At 67.0% G+C, this 23,498-nt stretch carries 26 protein-coding genes, 1 tRNA gene and 1 riboswitch; of the genes, 17 read left to right on the top strand and 10 right to left on the bottom strand.

From position 1 onward, the window contains the following. Window positions 1-2 precede the first annotated feature (2 nt). Window positions 3-605, bottom strand: coding sequence for a DUF938 domain-containing protein (locus VFY73_RS03795; RefSeq protein ID WP_329716581.1), 603 nt, complete (start codon window positions 603-605; stop codon window positions 3-5). 152 nt (window positions 606-757) lie between these two features. Here VFY73_RS03795 and pssA point away from each other — a divergent pair, with 152 nt between their 5' ends. The 3 genes from pssA (at window position 758) to VFY73_RS03810 (ending at window position 2,713) form a co-directional block, all read left to right on the top strand. Beyond that, complete coding sequence (gene pssA, locus VFY73_RS03800; protein ID WP_329716582.1) at window positions 758-1,375, top strand: CDP-diacylglycerol--serine O-phosphatidyltransferase; 618 nt, start codon at window positions 758-760, stop codon at window positions 1,373-1,375. A gap of 558 nt (window positions 1,376-1,933) precedes the next feature. Next, window positions 1,934-2,152: a DUF1161 domain-containing protein gene (locus VFY73_RS03805; RefSeq protein ID WP_329716583.1), complete on the top strand. Its 219-nt coding sequence runs from the start codon at window positions 1,934-1,936 to the stop codon at window positions 2,150-2,152. 27 nt (window positions 2,153-2,179) lie between these two features. Next, on the top strand, window positions 2,180-2,713 hold the full coding sequence (locus VFY73_RS03810) for a hypothetical protein (protein ID WP_329716584.1): 534 nt from the start codon (window positions 2,180-2,182) through the stop codon (window positions 2,711-2,713). A 29-nt stretch (window positions 2,714-2,742) separates the two neighbouring features. Here VFY73_RS03810 and VFY73_RS03815 read toward each other — a convergent pair whose 3' ends face one another. Further along, a complete protein-coding gene (locus VFY73_RS03815; protein WP_329716585.1) occupies window positions 2,743-3,102 on the bottom strand; it encodes a PilZ domain-containing protein in 360 nt (119 codons plus the stop codon). 155 nt (window positions 3,103-3,257) lie between these two features. Here VFY73_RS03815 and VFY73_RS03820 point away from each other — a divergent pair, with 155 nt between their 5' ends. The 9 genes from VFY73_RS03820 (at window position 3,258) to VFY73_RS03860 (ending at window position 12,314) form a co-directional block, all read left to right on the top strand. Next, window positions 3,258-3,818 (top strand): hypothetical protein, encoded by a 561-nt coding sequence (locus VFY73_RS03820; RefSeq protein WP_329716586.1) that lies wholly within the window; start codon window positions 3,258-3,260, stop codon window positions 3,816-3,818. A gap of 142 nt (window positions 3,819-3,960) precedes the next feature. Beyond that, window positions 3,961-4,713 (top strand): fused MFS/spermidine synthase, encoded by a 753-nt coding sequence (locus tag VFY73_RS03825; RefSeq protein ID WP_329716587.1) that lies wholly within the window; start codon window positions 3,961-3,963, stop codon window positions 4,711-4,713. 78 nt (window positions 4,714-4,791) lie between these two features. Beyond that, window positions 4,792-5,034 (top strand): CopG family transcriptional regulator, encoded by a 243-nt coding sequence (locus tag VFY73_RS03830; protein ID WP_329716588.1) that lies wholly within the window; start codon window positions 4,792-4,794, stop codon window positions 5,032-5,034. A gap of 88 nt (window positions 5,035-5,122) precedes the next feature. Beyond that, window positions 5,123-5,920, top strand: a complete 798-nt coding sequence (locus VFY73_RS03835; RefSeq protein ID WP_329716589.1) for a YoaK family protein — start codon at window positions 5,123-5,125, stop codon at window positions 5,918-5,920. Window positions 5,921-6,078: 158 nt separating this feature from the next. Beyond that, window positions 6,079-6,282 (top strand): hypothetical protein, encoded by a 204-nt coding sequence (locus tag VFY73_RS03840; protein WP_329716590.1) that lies wholly within the window; start codon window positions 6,079-6,081, stop codon window positions 6,280-6,282. A 25-nt stretch (window positions 6,283-6,307) separates the two neighbouring features. Continuing rightward, window positions 6,308-6,688 carry a cupin domain-containing protein gene (locus tag VFY73_RS03845; protein WP_329716591.1) on the top strand — a complete coding sequence of 127 codons (381 nt, stop codon included), beginning with the start codon at window positions 6,308-6,310 and terminating at the stop codon, window positions 6,686-6,688. A gap of 110 nt (window positions 6,689-6,798) precedes the next feature. Next, window positions 6,799-9,372, top strand: coding sequence for an ATP-binding protein (locus VFY73_RS03850; protein WP_329716592.1), 2,574 nt, complete (start codon window positions 6,799-6,801; stop codon window positions 9,370-9,372). Between the two features lie 86 nt (window positions 9,373-9,458). Then, window positions 9,459-11,765 (top strand): hypothetical protein, encoded by a 2,307-nt coding sequence (locus VFY73_RS03855; RefSeq protein WP_329716593.1) that lies wholly within the window; start codon window positions 9,459-9,461, stop codon window positions 11,763-11,765. Between the two features lie 165 nt (window positions 11,766-11,930). Continuing rightward, window positions 11,931-12,314: a hypothetical protein gene (locus VFY73_RS03860; RefSeq protein ID WP_329716594.1), complete on the top strand. Its 384-nt coding sequence runs from the start codon at window positions 11,931-11,933 to the stop codon at window positions 12,312-12,314. A 241-nt stretch (window positions 12,315-12,555) separates the two neighbouring features. On the opposite strand, the gene VFY73_RS03865 is transcribed toward VFY73_RS03860, so the two are convergent. From VFY73_RS03865 to VFY73_RS03875, 3 genes are all read right to left on the bottom strand, one after another. Continuing rightward, window positions 12,556-13,062, bottom strand: coding sequence for a hypothetical protein (locus VFY73_RS03865; RefSeq protein ID WP_414654389.1), 507 nt, complete (start codon window positions 13,060-13,062; stop codon window positions 12,556-12,558). After that, the gene (locus tag VFY73_RS03870; protein ID WP_329716596.1) at window positions 13,050-13,313 is read right to left on the bottom strand and encodes a heavy-metal-associated domain-containing protein; all 264 of its coding nucleotides are present in this window, start codon (window positions 13,311-13,313) and stop codon (window positions 13,050-13,052) included. The genes VFY73_RS03865 and VFY73_RS03870 overlap by 13 nt, the downstream gene beginning before the upstream one ends. 160 nt (window positions 13,314-13,473) lie before the next feature. Further along, on the bottom strand, window positions 13,474-13,857 hold the full coding sequence (locus VFY73_RS03875) for a hypothetical protein (protein ID WP_329716597.1): 384 nt from the start codon (window positions 13,855-13,857) through the stop codon (window positions 13,474-13,476). A 125-nt stretch (window positions 13,858-13,982) separates the two neighbouring features. Between VFY73_RS03875 and VFY73_RS03880 the strand changes: the two genes are divergently transcribed. The 5 genes from VFY73_RS03880 to VFY73_RS03900 all read left to right on the top strand — a co-directional run bounded on the left by VFY73_RS03880 (window position 13,983) and on the right by VFY73_RS03900 (window position 18,217). After that, the gene (locus VFY73_RS03880; RefSeq protein WP_329716598.1) at window positions 13,983-14,396 is read left to right on the top strand and encodes a DUF2946 family protein; all 414 of its coding nucleotides are present in this window, start codon (window positions 13,983-13,985) and stop codon (window positions 14,394-14,396) included. A 97-nt stretch (window positions 14,397-14,493) separates the two neighbouring features. Next, window positions 14,494-15,936 (top strand): TolC family protein, encoded by a 1,443-nt coding sequence (locus VFY73_RS03885; protein ID WP_329716599.1) that lies wholly within the window; start codon window positions 14,494-14,496, stop codon window positions 15,934-15,936. Window positions 15,937-15,950: 14 nt separating this feature from the next. Continuing rightward, entirely contained in the window at window positions 15,951-17,318 is a 1,368-nt protein-coding gene (locus tag VFY73_RS03890; RefSeq protein WP_329716600.1) for a copper oxidase, read from the top strand. A 12-nt stretch (window positions 17,319-17,330) separates the two neighbouring features. Further along, window positions 17,331-17,831 (top strand): cupredoxin family protein, encoded by a 501-nt coding sequence (locus VFY73_RS03895; RefSeq protein WP_329716601.1) that lies wholly within the window; start codon window positions 17,331-17,333, stop codon window positions 17,829-17,831. After that, on the top strand, window positions 17,828-18,217 hold the full coding sequence (locus tag VFY73_RS03900) for a copper-binding protein (protein WP_329716602.1): 390 nt from the start codon (window positions 17,828-17,830) through the stop codon (window positions 18,215-18,217). Before VFY73_RS03895 ends, VFY73_RS03900 begins: the two co-directional genes overlap by 4 nt. A gap of 84 nt (window positions 18,218-18,301) precedes the next feature. On the opposite strand, the gene VFY73_RS03905 is transcribed toward VFY73_RS03900, so the two are convergent. The 5 genes from VFY73_RS03905 to cobA form a co-directional block, all read right to left on the bottom strand. Then, complete coding sequence (locus VFY73_RS03905) at window positions 18,302-19,222, bottom strand: acyltransferase (protein WP_414654390.1); 921 nt, start codon at window positions 19,220-19,222, stop codon at window positions 18,302-18,304. A 493-nt stretch (window positions 19,223-19,715) separates the two neighbouring features. Further along, window positions 19,716-19,791 (bottom strand) — tRNA-Asn (locus tag VFY73_RS03910). Window positions 19,792-19,828: 37 nt separating this feature from the next. Beyond that, complete coding sequence (locus VFY73_RS03915; RefSeq protein ID WP_329716604.1) at window positions 19,829-21,943, bottom strand: TonB-dependent siderophore receptor; 2,115 nt, start codon at window positions 21,941-21,943, stop codon at window positions 19,829-19,831. Between the two features lie 62 nt (window positions 21,944-22,005). After that, window positions 22,006-22,114, bottom strand: a riboswitch (TPP riboswitch). A 160-nt stretch (window positions 22,115-22,274) separates the two neighbouring features. Then, a complete protein-coding gene (gene fdxA, locus VFY73_RS03920) occupies window positions 22,275-22,598 on the bottom strand; it encodes a ferredoxin FdxA (RefSeq protein WP_329716605.1) in 324 nt (107 codons plus the stop codon). A gap of 121 nt (window positions 22,599-22,719) precedes the next feature. Further along, window positions 22,720-23,490 carry a uroporphyrinogen-III C-methyltransferase gene (cobA, locus tag VFY73_RS03925; RefSeq protein ID WP_329716606.1) on the bottom strand — a complete coding sequence of 257 codons (771 nt, stop codon included), beginning with the start codon at window positions 23,488-23,490 and terminating at the stop codon, window positions 22,720-22,722. Window positions 23,491-23,498 lie beyond the last annotated feature (8 nt).

Raw genomic sequence — 23,498 nt, forward strand, 5'->3', positions numbered from 1 at the left:
TGTCAGGGCAGGCGCCGGAACGCCAGCAGCAGGTTGTTGGCCGGCATCGGCAGGCGTTGTTCGAAGCTCAGGCCGGCCGCCGCCGCGGCGTCGACGACGTCTGCCAAGCGGCGTACTCCCCAGCGGGGGTCGCGGGCCCGAAGGTCGGCATCGAACGCAAGGTTGCTCGGCGCCGTGGGCTCGCCCTCGACGATGAAGGGGCCATAGAGCACCAAGTGGCCGTCGGCGACGAGGCGGTTTGCCGCGCCGTCCATCAGTGCAGCGCAGGTGACCCATGGTGAGATGTGCAGCATGTTGGCGCAATAGACGGCATTGAACATGCCGAGCACTGCCGGCCAGGGCGCCAGCACATCCAGCAGCAGCGGCGGGCGGACGTTGAGCAGGCCGGCGCAATGGGCGGCGATGCCGGGCAGCGTGGCGGTGTCGACATCGGTCGGCTGCCATTGCCAGCCCGGCTGGTGGGCGGCGAAGTGCGCGGCATGCTGGCCGGTGCCCGAGGCCACTTCGAGCACCCGGGCCTCGCTGGGCAGCAGGGCAGCCAGTGCGTCGAGGATCGGCGCCTTGTTGCGCTCGGCGGCGGGGCTGAAGGGCGGGTCTGTGTGCACGGTCGAGGTGGTGGGCAGGCAGAAGATGCCGAACTCGCAATGTACGGCGAAGCGGAGTGATGCCAGCCACGCCGGCACTGCATGGCTCGCAAACCAGAGATGCCGGCTGAGCTACCGTGCGCCGGGCACGTGGATTGCACTAAGCTTGCTGCATGAGCCGACCCAAGCCCTTCTCGATGATCCGCGAGTTCCACCTCGCCGACTGGTTCACGCTGGCCAACGCCGTTTGTGGCGTGGGGGCGTTGTTCTCCGTCATGTCGTTTCTGCAGACACGCGGGGTCTTCCACGTCTACATTGCCTGCGCGCTGATCTCGGCCGCACTGGTGTTCGACGTGCTCGATGGTCGCGTGGCACGCTGGCGCCAGCGCAGCTCGGCCATGGGCCGCGAGCTGGATTCGCTGTCGGACGTGATTTCGTTCGGTGTCGCGCCAGCCGTCATCGCCTACGGTTGCGGCATGCAAGGCCTGTACGACCGCATCGTGCTGGGCTTCTTCGTCGCCTGTGGCGTCTCTCGCCTGGCGCGCTACAACGTGACCGCCGAGTCGCTCTCCGACGATGCCGGCAAGGTCAAGTACTTCGAAGGCACGCCGATCCCGACTTCGCTGGTGCTGGTGCTCATACTGGCCGCTGCCGCTGCTCAAGGCGCGATCGGCGACCAGCTGTGGTTCGGCTTCACGAAGATCGGTGGCTACACCTTGCATCCCCTGGTGTTGATGTTCGCGCTGTCGGGCTCACTGATGATCAGCCGGATCCGGATTCCCAAGCTCTGAGGCCGAACAGGCCGCTTCCGGGCGGAGCCGAGTACGAGGCGATGGTGGCGCATGACTGGCCGATCTGCCGACCGTGGGCATCGGCAGCAGCGAGGACACCGGGGCCGTCGTGTACGTGAGCCCGCGCGGCCGAGATCGTCCGCGTGCCGCACGACGACTGCCTGGCACGGTCGGGGCGCCATCTGCACCCGGGCGACGCGTCACGCGTGCCGCAGACTGGCTCGACGCGCTGGCGCGCCGGCGCCCCTGTCGCGACGAGTTTCGCTTCATGAGGGTTCCTCCGCCCCAGCGCCCGGAGGGCGGGGGGCTACAGTGCCATTGGGCGGCCTCAACCGCCCCCTGCTTTTCCTCCCTGAGCAGGGCTCGGCGCAACGACAGGCGCCGGGCTTCTCGGCCTCGGCCTGCGCCGGGGCTGACTTTTTTGTGCCGAGCCGCGCATTCGGGCCGGCGACGTCGCCAAGGCCCCACACGGCTCAAGAAAGCCTTGCCGGGTCGCATGGGTCGACTACCATCGCACCGCGTTTTTTTCGATGGTCCCGTCAATCCAGGAGATCGGTCATGAAGCTGGTGTCGTTCTTGGCAGTTGCATTGATGTCCCCTGTCGCATTCGCCGGCAAGCCATGCGAAGAGTTGAAGAGCGAGATCGCCGCCAAGATAGAAGGCAAGGGCGTCACCGATTACGTGCTCGAGATCGTCCCGGCCGACCAGGTCGGCGAACAGAAGGTGGTCGGCAGCTGCGAAGGCGGCGAGAAGAAAATCGTCTATAGCAAGAAGTAGCGCACCGCGCTCTTCATCGGATCGAGCATGCCCCCCATCCAAGCCTGCGAACTTCCCGCCAACGCGCTGCTGCGCAGGTACCTGGATGAGGGCGCCTACGCCGACTGTTACCGCGTCGATGTCGCCCAATCTGTCTCGCAGGCCGAGTTCGTCGAGGCGTTCTACACGACCGCTGTGTTCAAGCTCGAGCGCCGGCTGCTGGCCTGGTTCGCGGCAAGACCTTCAACCGACCAGCAGGTGCGCGACCTGGCCCACGAAAGGTTGAGCAGCTTCGCCGCCTGGAACGTCGAAGCCCGCGTCTCGGGCCAGTTGCTGATGTCCGACATGCACCAGCGCACGCGGTCCTGGCTGATGAGCGTGCCGGCAGCGGGCGGTCCGGGCGGCGGCACGCTGCTGTATTTCGGTTCAGCCGTGGTGCCCATCCGGGACAGGCGCTCGGGCAAGGCGCGGATGGGCCTTGTCTTTCGCGCGCTGCTCGGGTTTCACAAGCTGTATTCGCGGGTGTTGCTGGGTGCCGCGGCATCGCGCCTGGCCACGAATGCCCAACGGCAGGCGCATTGAGGCACGTGGCGCTTCCCGCCGGGGCGCCGTCAGTTGTAGACGAACGACTCCAGCAGTTCCTGGGTGCGTGGGGGCATGCCGAAAAAGACCAGGCCGAGGCTGAAGTTGTCGACACCGGGTGTGCTGCGCACCACGCAAGCCTGCAGCTGGACCGGCCGCATCTGACCGGCGATCGGCAGTGAGAAGGCCACCTCGCAACGGGTGGCGGGGCGCAACTCGATCTCACTGATCAGGTCCACGCCGTGGACGCTGACGTTGGCCGTCGTGGCCTGGATTGCCGCGCCACTGGCCGGCACTACCGCTGCCGCGGCGCACAAGGGCTTGCGCGGTTCGGAGCGAAGGTCATTGGCGGCAATCCGGAGGGCGGGGTCGACAAAGTCGATGGACATGGCGGTGTCTCACTGGCGATGTGGGCGGCCCACCATCGGGCACGAGCGGTCTGTCGCCGGTGCATGAGCAATTCATGTGCCCGCGGTCATCGGCGCGGCTGGCCCGGCCGGGGGCGAGCCTCGTTAGGATTCGAAGGCCCAAGGCATGGTGGCATTTGGAAAGCCGCCCCGCTTTTCAGGAATCTTTCTCCACGGCCTCGCCCATGCGTTTTCTCGTCTTGCTGGTTGTTTCCCTCCTGGCCGCGTTCAGCGTGCGTGCGGCGGAGCCCTTCACCAACTTCAACGTCGTGCTGCTGCAGTCGAGTTCGGTGCTGGAAGAGCGCGTCGTCAGCGTCGACGAGATGGCCGACTACATCAAGGCGATCGAAGCCGCTTCGCGCCAAGCGGTGGCGGCGAGCCCGGCCAGGCAAGCGGTTGGCGGCTACCTGGTCGTCGCGGTTCGGCCGGGCCAGCAGTCCAGGGTCTGGCTCGATTTCGATGCCCTGCTGGACCTGGAAATCAGAAAGCAGCTCATCGCCGCGGCCCGGGCCGTCAAGCCCTTTGAGGCCCGCAAGGGCCCGGTGGTGTTTGCGCTGAAGGTGGCGATCTGGGGTGGCAAAGAAACCCGGCGCCCGGCGCCTTTGCCACCGGAGTGGAAGAGGGCCCAGCAAAGCGGTGGGCCGCTCGAAGTCGGCGAGCTGGTCGAGGCAGTCTGGGACCAGGCCGCCGCCCCGTAGCCGTGAATCTTGCGCACCGCCAAGCCGGCGGTGCGCCTTTGGGCGGGTGTGGGATATGTCACTTACATTAACATGTGAGTATCATCCAAAGCGAATACGAATCGTCTTTGGTAAGTCTGCCTTACCTCACCCTTCCAGTCCCATGCCCGAAACCCTCGACGCCGCCGACCACGCCAGGCCCTTCGTCTATGAGAGCCTGACGTCCAAAGCCCTGCATTTCTCCATCAGCGCGATCCAGAGCCGCATGAAACTGCGCGACCCCTACGCGCTGGACCTGGAATACACGCGGACGATGATGGGCTTTCTGCTGTTCAATCCTGAGCCCAGGCAGATCGTGATGATCGGATTGGGGGGCGGGTCGCTGGCCAAGTTCTGCTACCACCACCTGCCGCAAGCGTCCATCCAGGTGGCCGAGATCAACCCCCACGTCATCGCGCTGCGCGACGAGTTCCACGTGCCGCCCGACGGGGAGCGTTTTCGTGTCATCAAGACCGATGGCGCACAGTTCGTGCGACACCGGGTGACCCGTCCCGACGTGCTCATCGTCGATGGGTTCGACACCGAGGGCCAGCCGCCACGGCTGGCTTCCCAGCGTTTCTACGACGACTGCTACGAGATGCTCCAGCCCGACGGCATCCTGGTCGTGAACCTGCACTACGGCCATCGCCAGCGCGATGCGTTCGTCGAGCGCATTCGCCGCAGCTTTGATGGGGCCGTGCTGCTGGTGGACGATGGCGAACTGAGCAACAGCATTGTTTTTGCGTGCAAAGGGCACGCGCTGAACCTGCCCAAGGGCGAAGACTCCTCGCCGCAGCTCGGCCAGGGCGCCACCGACCAGTTGGCGGAAGCGTTCCAGATGATCCGCCGTGCCCTGAAACCTCGCCGTCCCGCCTGAGCCGCCTGCCCGTCTTCGGGCGCAGCCCTTCAGTTCGTGAATGCCGAGAACCCCTCACGCCGCCAAACCGGGAAACCCATGGAACTCAAGACCGCGCGGTTGACGCTGCTCATCGACCCGAACAAGAAGGCGGCCTTCGAGCACCTGTGTTCGCAACTCGACCTCACGCCGTCGCAGGTGGTGCGGCAGCTGATACGCGACTATCTGGCACAGCACGGCATGACCTACACGCCCAGTGGCCAGGATATGCAGGACGCTCGCGCGGCCGACGCCGGCCGGGGTGGCGCGGCCAAGGCCACCAAGGCAACGAGAAGCCGCTGAGCATGGCTGGCACGCAGCTGCAGCCCCGGCCGGGGCCGGGGCCGGGGCCGATGCCCATGGTTCGCAGATTCACTGCAGGAACGAGCGCATGCCGTTGAACTTTGCGCGTGGGCTGACCGGACGCGAGCGAACGAAAGAGGCCAACAGCCGTCTGGGTGTCGTCCTGGCGTTCGTGGCCGGTGCCATCAATGCCGGCGGGTTTCTCGCCGTGCATCAGTACACCTCGCACATGACCGGCATCGTGTCGTCGATGGCCGATGCGCTGGTCCTCGGCGAATACGACATCGCGCTGGCCGGGGTGGGGGGGCTGCTGTCGTTCCTGTTCGGGGCCATGGCGTCGGCGATGATGGTCAATTTCGCCCGACGGCGGCGCTTGTCCAGCGAGTACGCATTGCCGTTGCTGCTGGAGTCGGTGCTGTTGCTGGGTTTCGGCCTGGCGGGCACGACGCTGCAGGGTTTCGAAGGGCTCTTCGTGCCGGCGACCGTCATGTTGCTGTGCTTCATCATGGGCCTGCAGAACGCCGTCATCTCGAAGATCTCGCGGGCGGAGATCCGAACGACCCACATCACCGGCACCTTGACGGACATCGGCATCGAACTCGGCAAGCTCGTCTACTGGAATCGGGCCGAACGGGCCGATCTCGACATCGGCAAGGTGCTGGCAAACCGAGCCAGGCTGTTGACCCTGACGATGCTGGCCGCGGCCTTTTTCGTGGGGGCAACTGTGGGCGCCCAGGGTTTCAAGACGGCTGGCTATCTCTCCACGGTGCCCATCGCGGTGATCCTGGTCGGGCTGGCCTGCGTGCCCGCTGTCGATGACCTGGGGCGCCTGGCCCGCTCGCGGCGGGCGGGCCAGACATCGGAAGGGCACAAGGGCAGCCTCTGAAGCCCCGCAGGGCGCAGCTGATGCCGCCCAAACGACGGCCCATCGCGTTCCGGCCGCGGTCCGGTCGGCGGGATGCAGAATGGCGTTAGCGAGTCCCGATCGCCGGTGCCTGGCTGCCGCGCATCGGCAGGTCGCCTTTGTTGCCTGTGGAGGACCTTGTGAGCGCACTGATCCTGTTCGTCGGCTGGTGCATTCTGTTCGTGGTGGCCTGGCCGGTGGCCCTGTTGGCCCTGCTGCTGTTTCCCTTCGTCTGGCTGATCGCATTGCCGTTCCGCCTGCTGGGCATCGCCGTCGAGGGCGTGTTCGCGCTGCTTCGCGCCATCCTTTTCCTGCCGGCGCGCCTGCTGGGGCATCGAGGCTGACAACCCGCGTGCGGGCCCGACACGCATGAGCCGTTTCGCCACCATGCCGCTGCCTGCGGCCCCGACGGTGACGGCGCCGGACGGTTCGGCTGTGCGGGTGCTGCTGAGCCTGGCCGGGGGCAGCATGGCGCACTTCGAACTGGCGCCCGGCCAGACCTCCCAAGCCGTCTCGCACCGAACGGTTGAAGAGATCTGGTTCGTCGTGGCCGGCTGCGGCGAAATGTGGCGCCGGCAAGGCGAGCACCAGGAGGTGGTGCGCCTCGAGCCTGGGGTGTGCCTGACCATTCCGGTGGGCACGCATTTCCAGTTTCGCGCCGCGCCGACGCTGCCGGTCTCGGCGGTCGGCATCACGATGCCGCCATGGCCAGGCGAGGACGAGGCGGTGCCGGTGCCCGGGCACTGGTAGGTCGGCCCTGCGCGCGTTGCCGCGCGGCGTGATCGCAAACAAAGTCCGCGCATCGCCCGTCGCGTTGGGGCTGTGGTGACAATGGCGGCCTCGTCGCCGCCCTGTTCGCCATGAGACCCACGCAAGAGCCGCCGTACCAACCCGAGCCGCTGGCCGTGCGCTTCGGCGCCTTTGCGCTGGATGAGCGCCAAGGGCGCCTGCTGCACGGTGGTCACGACATCGCGCTGGCACCCAGACCATTCGCCTTGCTGTGCTGCCTGCTGCGGCACCCCAACCAGTTGCTCAGTCGCGAGGCTTTGCTCGATGCGGTCTGGGGCCACCGTCATGTCAGCGCAGGGATCCTGAAGACGACGGTCCATACCGTGCGCGACGCATTGGGTGACGATGTCCGCTCGGCGGACTGCCATATCGAGACGGTGCCGCGACGCGGTTACCGGCTGGTGGCACACGTCGAGCCCTGGGCCGCCATGCCCGCCAGAACGCAGGAGCCAGCGCCCGTGATCGACGCGCCGGCCAGCCGCCTGATCGGCCGTTACACCGAGCTGGAGCGCCTCGCGCATTGGGCTGGTGAGCACCGCCTGGTCACCGTGGTGGGCCTCGGTGGCGTGGGCAAGACAAGCCTGGTGCAGAGCTGGTTTGAACAGGCGACGACGCCGCCCGACGGGATCGGCTGGTGCGACCTCTCGGCGATCAGCCAACCGACGTTGCTGTCATCGGAACTGGCGCGTTCGCTGCGGCTGAACCTCGGTTCCCGGGGCACGGCAGAGGAGCTCGTGGCAGCCTTGAAGCCGCTCGCGATGGTGATCGTGCTGGACAGCGCCGAACACCTCGTCGGCGCGGTTGCGCGGCTGGCGCAGTCGATCCTGGCCGGCGCCCCGCGGGTGGGTCTGGTGGTGACCAGCCAGTTGCCGCTGCGCATTGCCGGCGAGCAGCTGTTGCCCGTCGGCCCGCTGCCCGTGCCGCCGGTGGGGCATGTCGTCGACCAGGCGCAGGCGACGGCCTACGGCGCGGTGGATCTGCTGGTGCGGCGGGCGACCGCCATCGACCCGCGGTTCGATTGGAATGCCGAGGTGGTCGGGCCGATCGTGGACATTGCGCGCCGTCTCGACGGGCTGCCGCTCGCATTGGAGATGGCCGCGGCGCGTTTGCCGATGTTCGGCCCAGCTGCGCTGGCAGATGCCTTGGCCCACCGGCTGCAGGTGCTGACGCTGGCGGCGCGCACTGCGCCGCCGAGGCAACACACGCTGCGGGCGGCGCTGCAATGGAGCCACGGCTTGCTGGCGCCCATCGAGCAGGTGGTCTTTCGACGGTTGGCGGTGTTCGTCGGCCCGTTCACGCTGGAGATGGCACAACAGCTGGCCAGCGACGACGCGCTCGGCCCCTGGCGGGTGCTGGATGCCTTGAACGAACTGGTCGATCGTGCGCTGGTGGTGGCCGAGGGCGTGCCACGGCGGTTTCGCTGGCTGGAGTCGCCGCGCGCCTTTGCGCTGGAGCAGTTGGCCGCGGCGGGCGAAGACGAGGCATGGCGTGCGCGGCACGCTCGCGCCGTGGCCGGCCGCTTCGACACCATCGCCTGTGCGGCCTACGCCGGCGAACGCCTGATCGATGAAGCACTGGCCACCCTGCGCCCGGAACTCGGCGACGCCCGTGAGGCGATGGCGTGGGCGCTGGCGAACGAGCCGGCCACGGCGGTTGCGCTGATGGCCGCCTTCAACTTCGCCGCGCAGCGCGATGGTTGGGCGGAGCGACAGCGGTTGTGGCTGCGCACCGAGGAGCATGTCACGCCCCAGCTGCCACCCACCCTGCGGGCGCGCTGGGCGCTCGGTGCCTGCCGCTTCTGGGGCGGCGGCCCCGAGGCAGGGCGTCGCGGCGCGGCGGCGGCGGCGCTTTGCCGCTCGGTGGGCGACCACGTGGGGCTGCACCGCGCGCTCTGGGCGACGTTGAGCGCGCTGGCGGATGGTGAGTCCGCGCAGGCGCAGGCGCTGCTCGCAGAACTGCAGTCCATTGCGCGGTCATCGCTGCCGGCCTTTTCGCTCTTTCAAGGGCACTACTGCGACGGCGCCCGGCGGCTTCGCCTGGGCGACTTGCCCGGTGCAATCACGGCCTATCGCCAGGCGCTGGCCTACGCCGCCGAAGCCGGCGACTCGGTCGGTGCCATCGATGTGCGCATCGGCCTGGCCGACCTCGAACTCGCCGCCGGAAACGCCCGTGCGTCGATTGCGCTGTGTCGCGGGCTGGTCGAGCAGCTGAACGGCACGCGCCACCGCTTCCAGCTCGGCTATGTGTGGCTCAACCTGGCCGCCGCTTGGCTGGTCGCCGGCGACCCGGCAGAGGCCCGCATCGCCGCCGGCGAGGCCTGGCCGCTGGCCGACGAAGGCACCTTGCCATCGCTGTGTGACCACGCCGCGTGGCTCGCCGCGGTCGAAGCGCGGCCGGGCGATGCGGCCCGGTTGCTGGGTGCTGCCGATGCCTTCCGTGCGACGGGCCGCCCGGTGCGGCGCGATCCGAACGAGGCCCGCGCATTCGAGCGCGCGCAGCGGATGGCGCACAAGCGTCTGGGCGACGCCGCGTTCACACGATTGCGGGCGGAAGGCAGTGGGCTGCCGGCGCGTGAGGTTGCCCGCATCGCCTTGCGTGCCACCGAGCGCGAATCGGACTACAACGGGTTACCTTGCGTTTCCTGACCGTTCCGTGACCGCCGTCACCCGCCGGGCGCGGAACACTGCCGCATCGTCAACGAACCTGGGGCGGCGCTGACCGCTTCTCGACCATGACACTCAGGCTCACGCTTCTTGCGGCCCTGGTGGCCGCCGCCGTGCTCGCGGGCACGGCGCCCACCCTGGCCGCGTCGGCCGCGGCTGCCTCGCCCGCGCGCGCCGCGGGCCAGATGGCGACGCCGCACCCGCTGATGTTCGTCACCGCGGTGCCGAGCGCCAGTTTCACCTACCAGCTGAACACCTTTGCCAATTTCGGCACCGACATCCGCAGCGCGGTGCCGGGTGGTGACCTGTACATCCGCTACCCGGACGGCACGTTGCGCAACCTGACGCGCGAGGCTGGTTGGGGCGTCGACAGCGGCGGCATCCAGGGCGGCGCCAAAGCGATCGCGGTGCGCCAACCCACGGTGCATTGGTCCGGCGACAAGGCCCTGTTCTCGATGCTGGTCGGCGGGCCGACCGCACGTTACGAGAACCCGCTGCGCCGCTGGCAGATCTACGAAGTCAGCGGGCTGAAGAAGGGCCAGACGGCCAGGATCCGCAAGATTGCCCGCCAGCCGTCGTACAACAACATGTCGCCGATCTACGGCAGCGACGACCGCATCCTCTTCACCAGCGACAAGCCGCTGTTCGGCATGAAGCACACGTACCCGCAACTCGACGAGTACGAAAACGCCAACACCAACACCGGCATCTGGAAGCTGGAACCGGTCAGTGGCGAATTGACGATGATCGAACATGCGCCGAGCGGGGTGTTCGACCTCTACCTCGACAGCTATGGCCGCCTGCTGTTCACCAAATGGGACCACCTGAAGCGCGACCAGCAGGCCGACACCGACCGCTACAACGGCGGACAGTACGGCCCCTTCGACTACGCCGACGAGAGCCCGACGGCCACGCGCAAGGTCTATCCGCCGTACGACGACAGCGGCAAGCTCATCGCGGACAACAAGGGCGTTCTGTACGACGTCTATCCCGAGGCGCGCGTCGCGCAAGACCCGACGCGCAACCCGAAAGAGGCGCTGCAGGACTTCAACCAGTTCTTCATCTGGCAGATCAACGAAGATGGCTCGGGCGAGGAGACGCTGAACCATGTCGGGCGGCACGAGTTCGGCGGTACCTTCATGGAGGGCGTCTTCCTCGACGACCCCAACCTGAGCTACCAGCTGCCGCCGTTCGACGCCAATGCCGCGATGCGGGCCACGATGCGCGGCGACGCCGGCCTGTTCCAGCTGAAGGAGGACCTGTCGCAGCCGGGCCGCTACTACGGCGTCTACGCGCAGGAATTCAGCCGCCAGGCGGCGGGCCGGTTGATGGAGTTCACGATGCCACCGGGCGCCAACCCGGAAGACGTGGCGATCACCGACTACACCAACGCCTCGCTCGACTCGGACCCGTACGGTGACCGCCCGCCGACGCCCCAGCACACCGGGCACTATCGCAACCCGGTGAAAGCCTCCAATGGCACCTTCTACGTCAGCCACACGCCCGAGTACCGCGTCAACGCCGACGACTCCACCGATGGGTTACACCACAAGCCGCGTTATGTCTTCCAGCTGAAGCCGATGGTGAAGAACCAGAACGGCCCCGACTGGGTCGCAGGCGCGTCGCTCACCGGCGGCCTGGCCAAGAACATCCGCTGGTGGCAGGACGAGGCACAACCGCACCAGTACAACGGCCCGCTCAACGAGGTCGACATGGTCGAGGTGCGGCCACGCCCGCGGCCGACGCCGCGCACGATGCAGATCGATCCGATCGAGCGGGCTGCCATCGCCGACGCGGGGGTCGAGGTCGGCCAGCTGCGCGACTGGCTGGTGCAAAACAAGATGGCGCTGATCGTTTCGCGCAACGTGACGATGCGCGACCGCGCCGACATCTCGCAGCCGTACAACCTGAAGGTGCCGGGCGGCGTGAAGAACGTGCCCGATGGCGGTAAGGTCTACTCGATCGATCGCATGCAACTGCTGCAGGCCGACCTGACGCGCGGCTACGCCAACAAGGGCAATGGCCGCCGCGTCTACGTCAAGCCGATGCACGACAGCAAGCAGCACCCGAACCTGGAAGACCAACTGCCGGCGTTCCCCGGTGCACCGCAAGGCACCGTCAAGCTCGGCGCCGATGGGTCGATGGCCGCCTTCGTGCCGGCCGGCCGCGCACTGACCTGGCAGACGATGAGCCCGGCCAACGAGCCGGTGGTGCGCGAGCGCGTGTGGGTCAGCTTCGCCCCGGGCGAGATCCGTACCTGCACCACCTGTCACGGCCTGAACAGCCAGACGAAGAACGGCTTCCCCGAGCCGACGAACCGGCCGAAGGCGCTGACCGATTTGCTGGTGAAGTGGAAGGCGGGGCAAGGGCGGTGACCTGACGCTTCCAGGGCGCGTTGAAGAGGGCCAACCGCGTCTGCGCCTTTGGCGAGGATTCTGGCTGTGGCACGGCCAGCGCCTGGCGGCCAGCGCAAACCGTCGGGCCCGGACGCGGGGCGAACCGGTAGGATCCGGCAGTCCTTGGCTGCGCCGCCTCTACCGATGAAGCTCGACCCTTTCGTCAGCGTGAATGACCTGCCGTTCACTGTGACCCGCGAGCAGGTGCTGCGCTTGTGGGGGCGGCCGGCGGACGAGGGCTTCAACGTCGTCGGGCTGGTCGAGCTCGACTATGGCTCGACCGTCTATCGTTTCCAGACGTCCGGGCGCCTGGAGGAGGTCACGTTGCAGGCTGCGACGGTCCAGTTGGGCGCCGAGGTGATTCCGTTCGGGGCGCTGCGTGCCCATGTCCGCGCCCACGATCTCGGCATGTTCGAGCGCGCCGGTTTCGTCGTCAGCCCGAAATTCGGCCTGGCTTTCGACCCGACGAGCGACCACTGGGTGACGGCGCTGGCCGCACACTGCCTGGACGCATGGCGGGCGTTGTGACGGGCGACGGCAGCCAGCCGAACACGGGGTAGCGCACACCGGATACCAACGGGATGCCCGCGACGTTGTGGGCGAAGCCGAGCACGAGGTCCTGGCGGCTATTCTTCATCGTCGCGTGCGACAGCGTGCGGTCCCCATGGCAATGCCGACTTCGGCGGCACACCGGCCGCCGTCAAGGCCCGCAGGGCCTGGTTTCGCCTAGCATCGAACACTGCACCATGAGGAGCCTTCGTGGTGCGGGTCAGTTGCCGGCCGAAGGGCGGCCCGCGTCGCGGTCCATCATCATCTGCATCATCATTTCCATCATGTCCATGCGTTTGCCCATCATCTGAGGGCTCATGCGCATGTCACCGCCCATACCGTCCTTCATCCGGCCCATCATGGCCATGCCGTCCTGCATGGCCTTCATGTGATCCTTCATCAAGGCGGCCCGCGCTTCAGGCGTCTTGGCATTCATCATCTTCTCGTGCATCTCACGCATCGCCCTCATCTGTCCATCCATCTGGGAGGACTGGGCAGATGCGGAAGGGGCGGGCGAGGGGGCTTGCGCAGCCGGGGAATGGTGTGCCGCGTGATTGCCGCGATTGGGGCCGGTCGCGCAGCCCCCCAAGATCAGCGACGCAGCAGTGACGGCATAGATGAGCTTCATGCGAATCTCCAAATCAATGGCGCCAGGATGGATCCGCATCGCCATCCGCGGATTGATTTGCATCAACTGCCGGGGGGCCACTTCCCTCAGCGGCAGCACCCGCAGCAACCACCCGATTTGGGTGTGGCGGCGGTTGCGTCCGGTCGTGCTTCCACCGGCACGGGCGTGTAGCCTGCCTCCTTGATGGCGTCGCTCAAGGTCTCGGCGTCCGCTTCGGTGGGCTCGATGCGCACCAGGTGTTGGCCGAGGTCCACCTGCACGGTGGCATCGGCGTCAACGGCGCGAACGGCCTTGGTGATGGTGCTGGCGCAGTGGCCGCAGGTCATGTCGTCAACGCGGTAGGCAAGCATCGCGGTTCTCCAGGGTGGTCGATGCGCCCAATGTCCACCTTCCTGCCGTGGGAAGGTCAAGCGAGAGACGATGCGATGTTGATGCAGGTCAACCGCGGCGGGCCGTGCGCGTCGCCGGGGCGGCAGGGGAATGCCCTCCACCACCAGCGTGTCGACCTGGCTACTGGCGCTTGAGCGTCAGCTTCATCTGCGCGTCCGCAGCCGTCTTGTTCGTCCACATCCAGCAATAGTCCTGCGCCACCTCGGCGCGCAGCGTGCCGTCGGCCTTGGTCACCTGGTCGCGCTTGGCCGGAAATCGGACCTGCTTGCCTTCGTGGAAGTGGATGTTGAAATTCAGCGGGGCGGCCGCCTCGAAGGCCCAATCGATGCGCGAGCCGGCGGCGAGTTGGCCGCAGACCTCGATGAACCTCGAGGCCAGCAGCGTTGTTTCATGCACGAAGCGGCCCTCCGGGCTCCAGTTGATCGACACCAGATCGGTTTCGGCCGCGTCGACGGCACCGGCAGCCAAGCTCAGGAACAGGGGGAGGGCATGACGGATCTTCATGGCAGGCACTGTATGGGCGAGGCGGTTCATGGGCTTTTCGGATCTTCCCGCTTGACCTTGCCATGGGGGCAAGCTTCAGACTGCGTTCTCCGTCCGTATCGACTCCTTCTGCTACGCTGCGCGCTGTGAAAGTCCTTCGCCTCTGGCTCCTGCTGCTGCTGGCTGCGCTGCTCCCGGTTCGGGGTGCAATCGCGGCGGCCATGCTGTGCCCGCACGCCGGGGCCGGTGCACACAGCGAGATGCGGCTGGCCAATCACCATGCCGGCGACCGTGGCAATGCAGCCAGTGTGATCCACGACCATGGGCCGCAAGAGCATCCGGCAGCGGCGCATCATGGCAGCGGCCACGACGGCCAAGGGGCGATGGATCACGACAAGTGCAACCTGTGCTCGGCCTGCTGCTCGACCACCCCGTTGCTGAGCGCGATGCCCAGCGTGCCGCAGCCGCATGACCAGGCGGCGGTATCGTTCCCCGATGTCTGTGCACCTGCCCCGAACTTCTTGTCGGACGGGCAGGAGCGGCCCCCCCGAAGCATCTGACCCCGCAAGGCCTCTGCGTGAGGCCTGATGGCGCCCGTGCGTCCGCACGGGCCGTGGCTGGCCGCCCCGCGGTCGGCGCGTCAGATGACTTCGAACCATGAAAAGACTTCTCCAAGGCCAGGCGCCCGCCAGCGTGCCGCACATTGTTCGCCTGACGGCGATGGCGCTGGCCGGCTTGTCACTTGCCGGTTGCGCCTCGTTCTCGCCAGACGGCGGTTTCGGCCCCGTAGAACGATTGACGAAGGACCGCATCGGCCAGACACCGGCATACCAACGCACGGGTGAGCAGGCCGATGCCGCCAAGGCGCGCGTGGCCGAGCTGTTGAAGCAACCCTTGACGGCCGGCAGCGCCGTCGAGATTGCGCTGCTGAACAACCGTGGCCTGCAGGCCGGGTATGCCGAGCTGGGCATCGCCGAGGCGGATCTGGTTCGCGCCGGCCGCCTCGCCAACCCGTCGTTCAGCTTCGGCCGCTTGAGCGGCGGCGGAGTGGTCGAGATCGAGCGCGCCGTCGTCTTCGACGTGCTGGCTCTGATCACGATGCCGCTGGCCAGACAGGTGGAACAGCAGCGTTTCGAGCAGGCCCAGCTGCAGGCAGCCTACGATACGGTGGGGGTCGCCGCCGAGGCCAGAACAGCGTTCTTCGAGGCCGTCGCGGCCGAGCAACTGGTCGGCTACCACGAGCAGGTCAAAGAAGCGGCCGATGCCTCCAGCGAGTTGGCCAAACGCATGCTGGCGGCCGGCAACTTCAGTCCGCTCGCGCAGATGCGCGAGCAGTCCTTCTCAACGGACGCCACGATGCAGCTGGCCCGCGTGAAGCACCAGGCGGTGGCCGCCCGCGAGCAGTTCGTCCGGGTGCTGGGCCTCAGCGGCGACCAACTCGATTTCAAACTGCCCGAGCGGTTGCCGGACCTTCCCGCCGCGCCCGCGCAGGCCCAAGACGCCGAACAAACCGCGATGGACCAGCGTCTGGACGTGTTGATGGCCAGGCGCGCCACCGAAGCCACGGCCAGGTCGCTCGGGCTGTCGAAGGCGACGCGCTTCGTCAACGTGCTGCACGTCGGCTATCTGAATCAGGCCAGCACCGGCGAGCCCGCCAAGCGAGGCTACGAGATCGAGCTCGAGCTGCCGCTGTTCGATTTCGGCTCGGCCCGCGTGGCGCGTGCCGAGGCGACCTACATGCAGGCCGTGAACCGCACGGCGGCCGTGGCGGTCAATGCGCGTTCCGAGGTCCGCGAGGCTTACTCGGCCTACCGGACGGCGTATGAGCTGGCCCGGCAGTACCGCGACGAGGTCGTGCCACTGCGCAAGCGCATCTCCGACGAGAACCTGCTGCGCTACAACGGCATGTTGACCAGCGTCTTCGACCTGCTGGCCGACGCGCGAGACCAGATCGCCGGCGTGACCGGTGCCGTCGAGGCCCTGCGCGACCACTGGGTGGCCGAGACCCGCCTGCAGACGGCGTTGACCGGCCGCTCGCCGGGGGCATCGCCAGCCATGTCGTCCTCCAAGCCGGCTGCCGCATCGCCGGCCGGCCATTGAAGGCAAGAACCACCATGACCAATCGCAGAAGTTTTTTCCATGCGGCGGGTGCCACGTTGTTGGGTGCTGCCGCCGTCAGCCGGGTTGGCGCCGCCGCCTTGCCCGAGGCCGTGCTCCAGACCTCGGCGGCAACGCAGCTGCCGCCCCCGCCGCCGAACGGCCGGCCTTACCTGCCGATGGTGACCCTCAACGGCTGGTCGCTGCCGTGGCGCATGAAGGGTGGCGTGAAGGAGTTTCACCTCGTGGCTGAACCCGTGGTGCGAGAGATCGCCCCGGGCATGAAGGCGAACCTCTGGGGCTACAACGGCACCAGCCCGGGCCCGACCATCGAAGCGGTTGAGGGCGACCACGTGCGCATCTTCGTGACCAACAAGCTGCCCGAGGTCACCAGCGTGCACTGGCACGGCATCTTGCTGCCGTCGGGGATGGACGGGGTGACCGGCCTGACCCAGCCGCCGATCGCGGTCGGCAAGACCTTCATGTACGAGTTCGTGCTGCAGCGCTCGGGGACCTTCATGTACCACCCGCACGCCGACGAGATGGTGCAGATGGCGATGGGGATGATGGGCATGTTCATCGTCCACCCGAAGGACCCGCGAGAGCGCAAGGTCGACCGTGACTTCGGCTTCATCCTGAACGCGTATGACGTCGAACCCGGCAGCGCCACGCCGCGCGTCAACACGATGCTCGATTTCAACCTGTGGACCTGGAACAGCCGCGCCTTTCCAGGTATCGACCCGTTCGTTGCCCGAACGGGCGACCGCGTGCGCATCCGCATCGGCAACCTGACGATGACGAGCCACCCGATCCACATGCACGGGCCGCACTTCGAGGTGACCGGCACCGACGGCGGCTGGGTACCCAAGAGTGCCCGCTGGCCCGAGGTGACGACCGACGTCGCCGTCGGCCAGATGCGCGCGATCGAGTTCAACGCGCTGGCCGGCGACTGGGCGATCCACTGCCACAAGTCGCACCACACGATGAACGCGATGGGACACAACGTGCCGACGATGATCGGCGTCGACCACCGCGATGTCGCGAAGAAGATCACCCAGCTCGTGCCCGACTACATGGTCATGGGCGACAAGGGCATGCACGACATGGCGGAGATGGAAATGCCGATCCCGGACAACACCTTGCCGATGATGACTGGGCAGGGGCCGTTCGGCCCTGTCGGCATGGGAGGCATGTTCAGCGTTGTGAAGGTGCGTGACGACGTGGCCCGTGGCGACTACAAGGACCCGGGCCCGTACAAGCACCCGCCCGGCACGGTGGCCAGCGAGTACACGGCAGAGATGCCGGCTGCCGTTCGCGCGCCGGCCGCGAAAGCCGATGCGAACACCTTGAAGGTTCGCAAACCCACCGGCCACGAAGGCCATTGAAGGAGCACATCAATGAAGATCGACAAACGGGGCGGCGCCGCCTTCGCCCTGGCCGCCCTGGTCGGCAGCGGTGCCTTCGCGCACGGCGATGCCGGTCATCCGCAGCAGAAGCCCGGCTACGACGCTGCGAAGGTCGAGCAGCGTGCGTTCGGTCGCGAAGGTGACCCGAAGCAGGTCAGCCGCACGATCAAGGTCGACATGAACGACGCATTTCGCTTCACGCCGTCGGACGTGGTCATCCGCCGCGGCGAGACGGTGAAGTTCGTCGTCAGCAACAGCGGCCGGCAGCTGCATGAGATGGTGCTCGGTACCCCGCAGGAGCTCAAGGAGCACGCGGATCTGATGAAGAAATTCCCGGACATGGAACACGCCGACGCGAACATGGCCCACGTGAAGCCTGGTGCGAAGGGTGAGATCGTCTGGCAGTTCACCCAGGCGGGCGAGTACCAGTTCGCCTGCCTGATCCCCGGCCACTTCGAAGCCGGCATGGTCGGCAAGCTGGTTGTCAAATGAACACCGATCTCCAAGCGTCAAAGGCTTTTCCGATGAACATCACCGCCGTTCTCCCCGCCGCCTCCTTCGCAATCCTCATGCTGTCTGCCCCGGCTTATGCGCAGACGAACGCCGCCGAGCACGCAGGGCACCATCCGGTGGCTGCGGCGTCTGCGCCCGCCAGCGCGTTGGCAGACGGTGAAGTCCGCAAGGTCGACAAAGAGCAGGGCAAGCTCACCCTCAAGCATGGCCCGATCGCCAATCTCGAGATGCCGGGCATGACGATGGTCTTCAAGGTTGCCGACGCCAAGATGCTGGACGGCGTGAAGCCCGGCGACAAGGTCCGGTTCGCAGCAGACAGGGTCAACGGCGCGATCACCGTGACGGCCATCGAAGTCGTCAAGTAGCCTGAAAGGTCGCCAGCGCCCGGCCGCGACATAGCCTCGGCGGCGACCGGGCCGGAGTGGCCTGTTTGACTGAACGACGCCGTCTCAGTGCGAGGCGGGGTGGCCCGGCGGCTGCAACGGATCGGGCACGTGGGATGTCGGGTCGGGATGGCGCTGGTTGAGCCGGGCTTCGATGAGCTTGTCCTTGTCAGCCCACTGCGCGTCGACCCATGCACGCACGCGCTGGCGATAGGCCTTGTCACGCACCAGATCGCCGCCCACCACGTCGGCCGGCACGGGGCTGTGGCGGACGTGCACCTCCACTGCGCCGGCTCGGCCGCAGAGCAAGTCCCAGAAGCGAGGCGCACCGTCCGGGTAGATGATGGTCACGTCCAGGAGGGCTTCGAATTGTTCCCCCATCGTCGCCAGCGCCACGCCCAGGCCGCCGGCTTTGGGCACCAGCAGGTGGCGATAGGGGCTGCGCTGTGCGGCGTGCTTGGCCGCGGTGAAGCGGGTGCCTTCGGCAAAGTTGATGACGGCGGTCGGAATGCGCTTGAACTTCTGGCATGCCCGGCGGGTGGTGGCCAGGTCGTCGCGGCCGGAGCCGCGGCTGCGGTGCATGAACGGGAAGTCCAGCGCCCACCAAGCCAGGCCGATCACGGGCACCCAGATCAGCTCACGCTTCAGGAAGAACTTCAGGAAGGGAATGCGGCGATGGAAGACGCGCTGCAGCACCAGGATGTCGACCCAGGTCTGGTGGTTGCTGGACACCAGGTACCAACCGCGGGAGTTGAGTTGGTCAACGCCCTCCACCTGCCAGGGTTGGGGGCAGGCCACGGCCAGCCAGGCGTTGTTGACGGCCACCCAGCACGAGGCCAGCCCGTTCAAGGCCTTGTCGCAAACCAGGCGCACGGCGCCAGCCGGCAGCAGCAGTTTCACCAGGGCCGCCGGCACCATCAACGTGAAGATGACCACCGTGTTCAGCGCCAGGAGCAGGCCGGTCAGGGTCCCGCGCAACCAGGCCATTGTCATCGCGGCTCCCGCATTGCAAGGGTGTGCGGCCGGTGCTGGCCAAGCGAGAGCCGCGGCAGGGCAGTGTGTACGGAAGTGCTGTTGAGCACGAGAAAGTGGCTGTGCTTCGATGGAAGCCAGCAGGAAGCCATCCGGATTGGACCGGGGCAAGGATAGCTGCAGTTCTGGATGGCCCCTTCAATGGGCGTTCGCTGCATGGCGTACCGCGTCACTGATCCGCCGCCGGCAGCAGTTGACCTCGAGGGCCGTTCGAGGCATCCGATTCGAACGCCGCATGCCATGCACGGCAGGGGATCGAGAGGATCGAGCGACATCATGAGTTCACATAACCAGGTATGTTGATGTAATTTGGCCGCGTCGCGTCCTGCTGCGCCGCGGCACGTCGACCTTTCGCGGCGATTCGAATGCGGTTTGGGGTCGCCGTGAGCATCACCACGCCGGAAACGGCAAAGGGGCCCAACCTTGCGATTGGGCCCCTTTTTCATTCTGGCTCCCCGACCTGGGCTCGAACCAGGGACCTACGGATTAACAGTCCGGCGCTCTACCAACTGAGCTATCGGGGAAGTGAAGCCTCAGATTATAGACAGATTTTGGGGTGCTTTACAAGCTGGTCTGAAAAGAGATGCGAAAGCTGCGCGGCTCCAAGGGATACAGGTACGCGTGGCCGAATTGGTGGGGGCTTTCGCGCCAGGCGCGGCGGTCGAACAGGTTGTCGACACCAGCGCGCAGCAGCCACTCGTGGCCGAGGGCGCGCGTCGCGTAGCGTGTGGCCAGGCCGACGGTGGTCCAACCCGGGATGCTGATGCTGTTGTCGTCGCGCAGTACATAGCGCGGACCTTCGTAGCTCACGCTGGCATGGGCGCTGAGGCCCGTGATGGCGGTGAACTGCCAGCCGGCCATCAGGCGTGCGCTGCGCTCGGCCACGTTCGGCGGGATGAGGCCGTTGGTCGCGTCATTGCTGGCGCCTTCGCGGCGCGCTCGCAGCCACATCCCGCTGGCCTGCAGAGTCAGCTGACCCGAGTGAAGTTCACCGCTGGCTTCGACACCGCGGTGGCGGGCGTTGCCGTCGATGAGCCGCGTGCAGGTGGCGGCGGTGTCGTCGCACAGATCCAGCGACTGCGGCCGGCGGATGTCGAAGGCGGTAAGACTGGCATTCCAGTGCGCCTGCGAGAATTTCAGACCCAGCTCGACCTGCTCGCTCTTCAAGGCCGGCAATGGCTGACCGGCGTTGGTGAAGTGGGGCAGGTTCGGCGCCACGTCGCTTTCAACCCCCTGGCCCCAGCTGCCGTAGACGAGGAGCGCGTCGGTCCATTGATGGCTCAGGGCGATCCACGGTGTGGTGAATGACTGGCGGTAGTCCGTGTCGGTGGCTTCGCTCGACCGGTCCAGCGCGCTGTGGCGAAGGCCCAGCCACAGGCCGGTATCCTGGGTGATCGCGAGGTGGTCACGCAGGTGCAGCTCGGTACTGCGCTCATGACGGCCGGCGGCGATGTAGGGATCGGGTGCCGGCTCGCCAACCTGCACGCTGCCGTCGATCTGGCCGATGCCGGCCCATTGGTAGATCTGCTCGTTCGGGTGCAGGCGGAAGTCGCTCCACGACAGCCCGGTCGACAACTCGTGTGACAGACCCCACCACTGGGCGCGGCCCTTGAGCGTCAACGCGCCGGCCAGCGTGTCGCGGCGTTCGTTTTCGCTGCGGTAGTCGTACAGATCGAAGCTGCCGTCGCTGCAATAGCGATCCCATTGCTCTTCGGCGCTGCAGCCATAGGGGAACGCGATGCGGTCGTCCGTGCGCAGGCGTTGGCTCATCACGTGGGCCTGCAGTTGCCAGTCGGCGCCAAGCGTTTCGGTCCAGCGCAGGCTCGCGGTGGTGCCATTGAAGACGACCGGTTGCGACCAGGCCTGGTTGTTGAGGTTCAGCCGCGGGTCGATGTCGCGTGCCGAGGGCACACGGTTGCCCAGCAGGCTGAAGCCCGCCATGCTGGGCTGCGATTGGTGGCTGATTTCGATCTCGGCGTCGAAGCGGCGATCGCTTGTTGGCTGTGCGCTGCCCGCCAATGCCAGCAGGTGCCGCCGGCCCTTCGAGTCACGCACCTGCGGGTCAAGCGACTCGACGGCGGCGTTCAGCCGCAGGCCCAGTGCGTCGCCATCGCCGAGGCGGCGCTCCAGGTCGGTGGCGGCCTTGAAGTTGCCGCGGCCGGACCAGCCAAGAAAGACGACCGATTGATCGCTGCCCCGCGGCCGCTTGACCACGAGGTTGGCCAAGCCACCCGGTGCGCTGGTGCCGGCCTGCGCGCCGCTGGTGCCCTTGAGCACTTCGATGCGCTCCTTGTTTTCGAGCGCGATCGCCGTCTCGGCATTGATCGGCAGGCCGTCGCGCAGGTAGTTGTAGCGGTTGTCGAGCACGAAGCCTCGTACTGTCAACGCGCTCCAGTAGCCGGGGGCGTTGTAGGCGTCGGTGATGCTGGCATCGAGCCGGGTCAGTGCAGACAAGGCGTCAGCGCCATGGTCCTCGAGCAGGCTGCGGCTCAAACTCAGCGCCTGAAAGGGCGACTTCACCAGCGGCGTGTCGCCGAAGCCGGCCACGCTGGCGGGCAGTGGCTCGAGGCGGCCGGTGATGGTGACCTGCTCGGCCGTCTGGCCGGTGCTGGTGGCGTGGAGCGCGGCCAGGGCCAGCGCATGCAAGGTGAAACGGGTGCGGTACGGCAGTGCCATCAGGGACTCGACAGTCGATGGCAGGTCGGCAAGTTCGGGAGGGGCCACCACGCGAAGGCGAGGCGCCGTCTGAGCTGCTTCCCTGCGCGAGGATTACCTCAATCAGGTTCAAAGGGTTTTTCTCAGTCGGCGTCAGCCCCGAAAGGCCTGCCAACACCCCTAGCGAATGGCCGCCATGCTCAGCGCCTGGCAGCGCTGCGGATTATCGCGCGAATGACAAACCGGCAAGACCCGGTTTGCGGTGCAGGCTCATGTCGCGAAGCGACGTGACGCCGGAACCAAAAAGCCCGCCGCGACTGAGGGCCGGGCGGGCTTGACGTGGATCAGGAGTTCAGCGGATCAGCTGGTCCAGCTTGCCGGTGCGGTCTTTCCACTCGTCGGCATCGGGCAGGGCCGGCTTGCGCTTGGTGATGCTCGGCCAGCCCTTGGCCAGCTCGGCGTTGATAGCGATGAACTTTTGCTGATCGGCCGGCACGTCTTCTTCCGGCAGGATTGCGTTGACCGGACACTCGGGGATGCATACCGCGCAGTCGATGCACTCGTCGGGATCGATGGCCAGGAAGTTCGGGCCTTCGCGGAAGCAGTCGACAGGGCAGACGTCGACGCAATCGGTGTACTTGCAGCGGATGCAGGCTTCGGTGACGACGTGGGTCATGGTGCGGTGAGAAGTGAGAAGTAGGGCTTGGCGTGAAGCTCCGTGCGGCGGAAGGCTTCGAAGCCTGGCACTGCGCATGACGCCGCGCAGCAAAGTATGAGATTTTAGGGTCTGGGAGCCTTCAGGCGGCGGGATGACCCTCGCGCGAGGACGTGGCCGAGGCCAGCGGATCCTCGCCCGCGTGAAAGGTTGGCGTCACCTCGCCGGCGCCGACGCCCACGGTGACCACCGCCGGCCGGCCGGCGTGCAGCACGCAGGCGGTGGGCAGGCTGCCCACCTCGTGGTGGCTGATCAACTGGTCGGGCCAACCCGCGCGCGAGACCACGCAGACTGGCGTCTCGGCCGGCCAACCGGATTCGACCAGCCGGCGTGACAGCATCGCCAGCTGGCGGCCCGCCATGTAGAAGACTTCGGTGTCGGCGCGGCGGCCGGCGTGAAGCTCACGCTCCTGCGTCATTGCAGTGGTGAGCGACACGCTGCGGCCATTGCCGCGCCGTGTCAGCGGGCGCCCTGAGGACGCTGCGGCTGCCAGCGCAGCAGTCACGCCCGGCACCACCTCGCTGGAGATGTCTGCTTCGGCCAATGCCTGCAGCTCTTCTTCGAGGCGGCCGAAGACACTGGGGTCACCGCCTTTCAGGCGCGCAACCACCGTACCCGTCAGAGCTTGCTGGACCAGCAGGGCATTGATACGCGTCTGCGCTGTGGAAGTGGAAAAACCGCGCTTGCCCACATCGATCCAGTCGGCGTGGGGTGCAAACTCGCGCAGCGCGGGGTCCGTCAACGCGTCATGCAGCACGATGCCGGCTCGGCCCAGCGCACGAGCGCCACGCAGCGTGATCAGGTCTGCCGAACCGGGACCGGCGCCAATGAAGATAACGTGGCCGCGTGCCATGGGAACGT

Origin of the sequence: Ideonella sp. (genome assembly GCF_036277275.1) — a bacterium.
Classification (GTDB): Bacteria; Pseudomonadota; Gammaproteobacteria; order Burkholderiales; family Burkholderiaceae_C; genus Ideonella.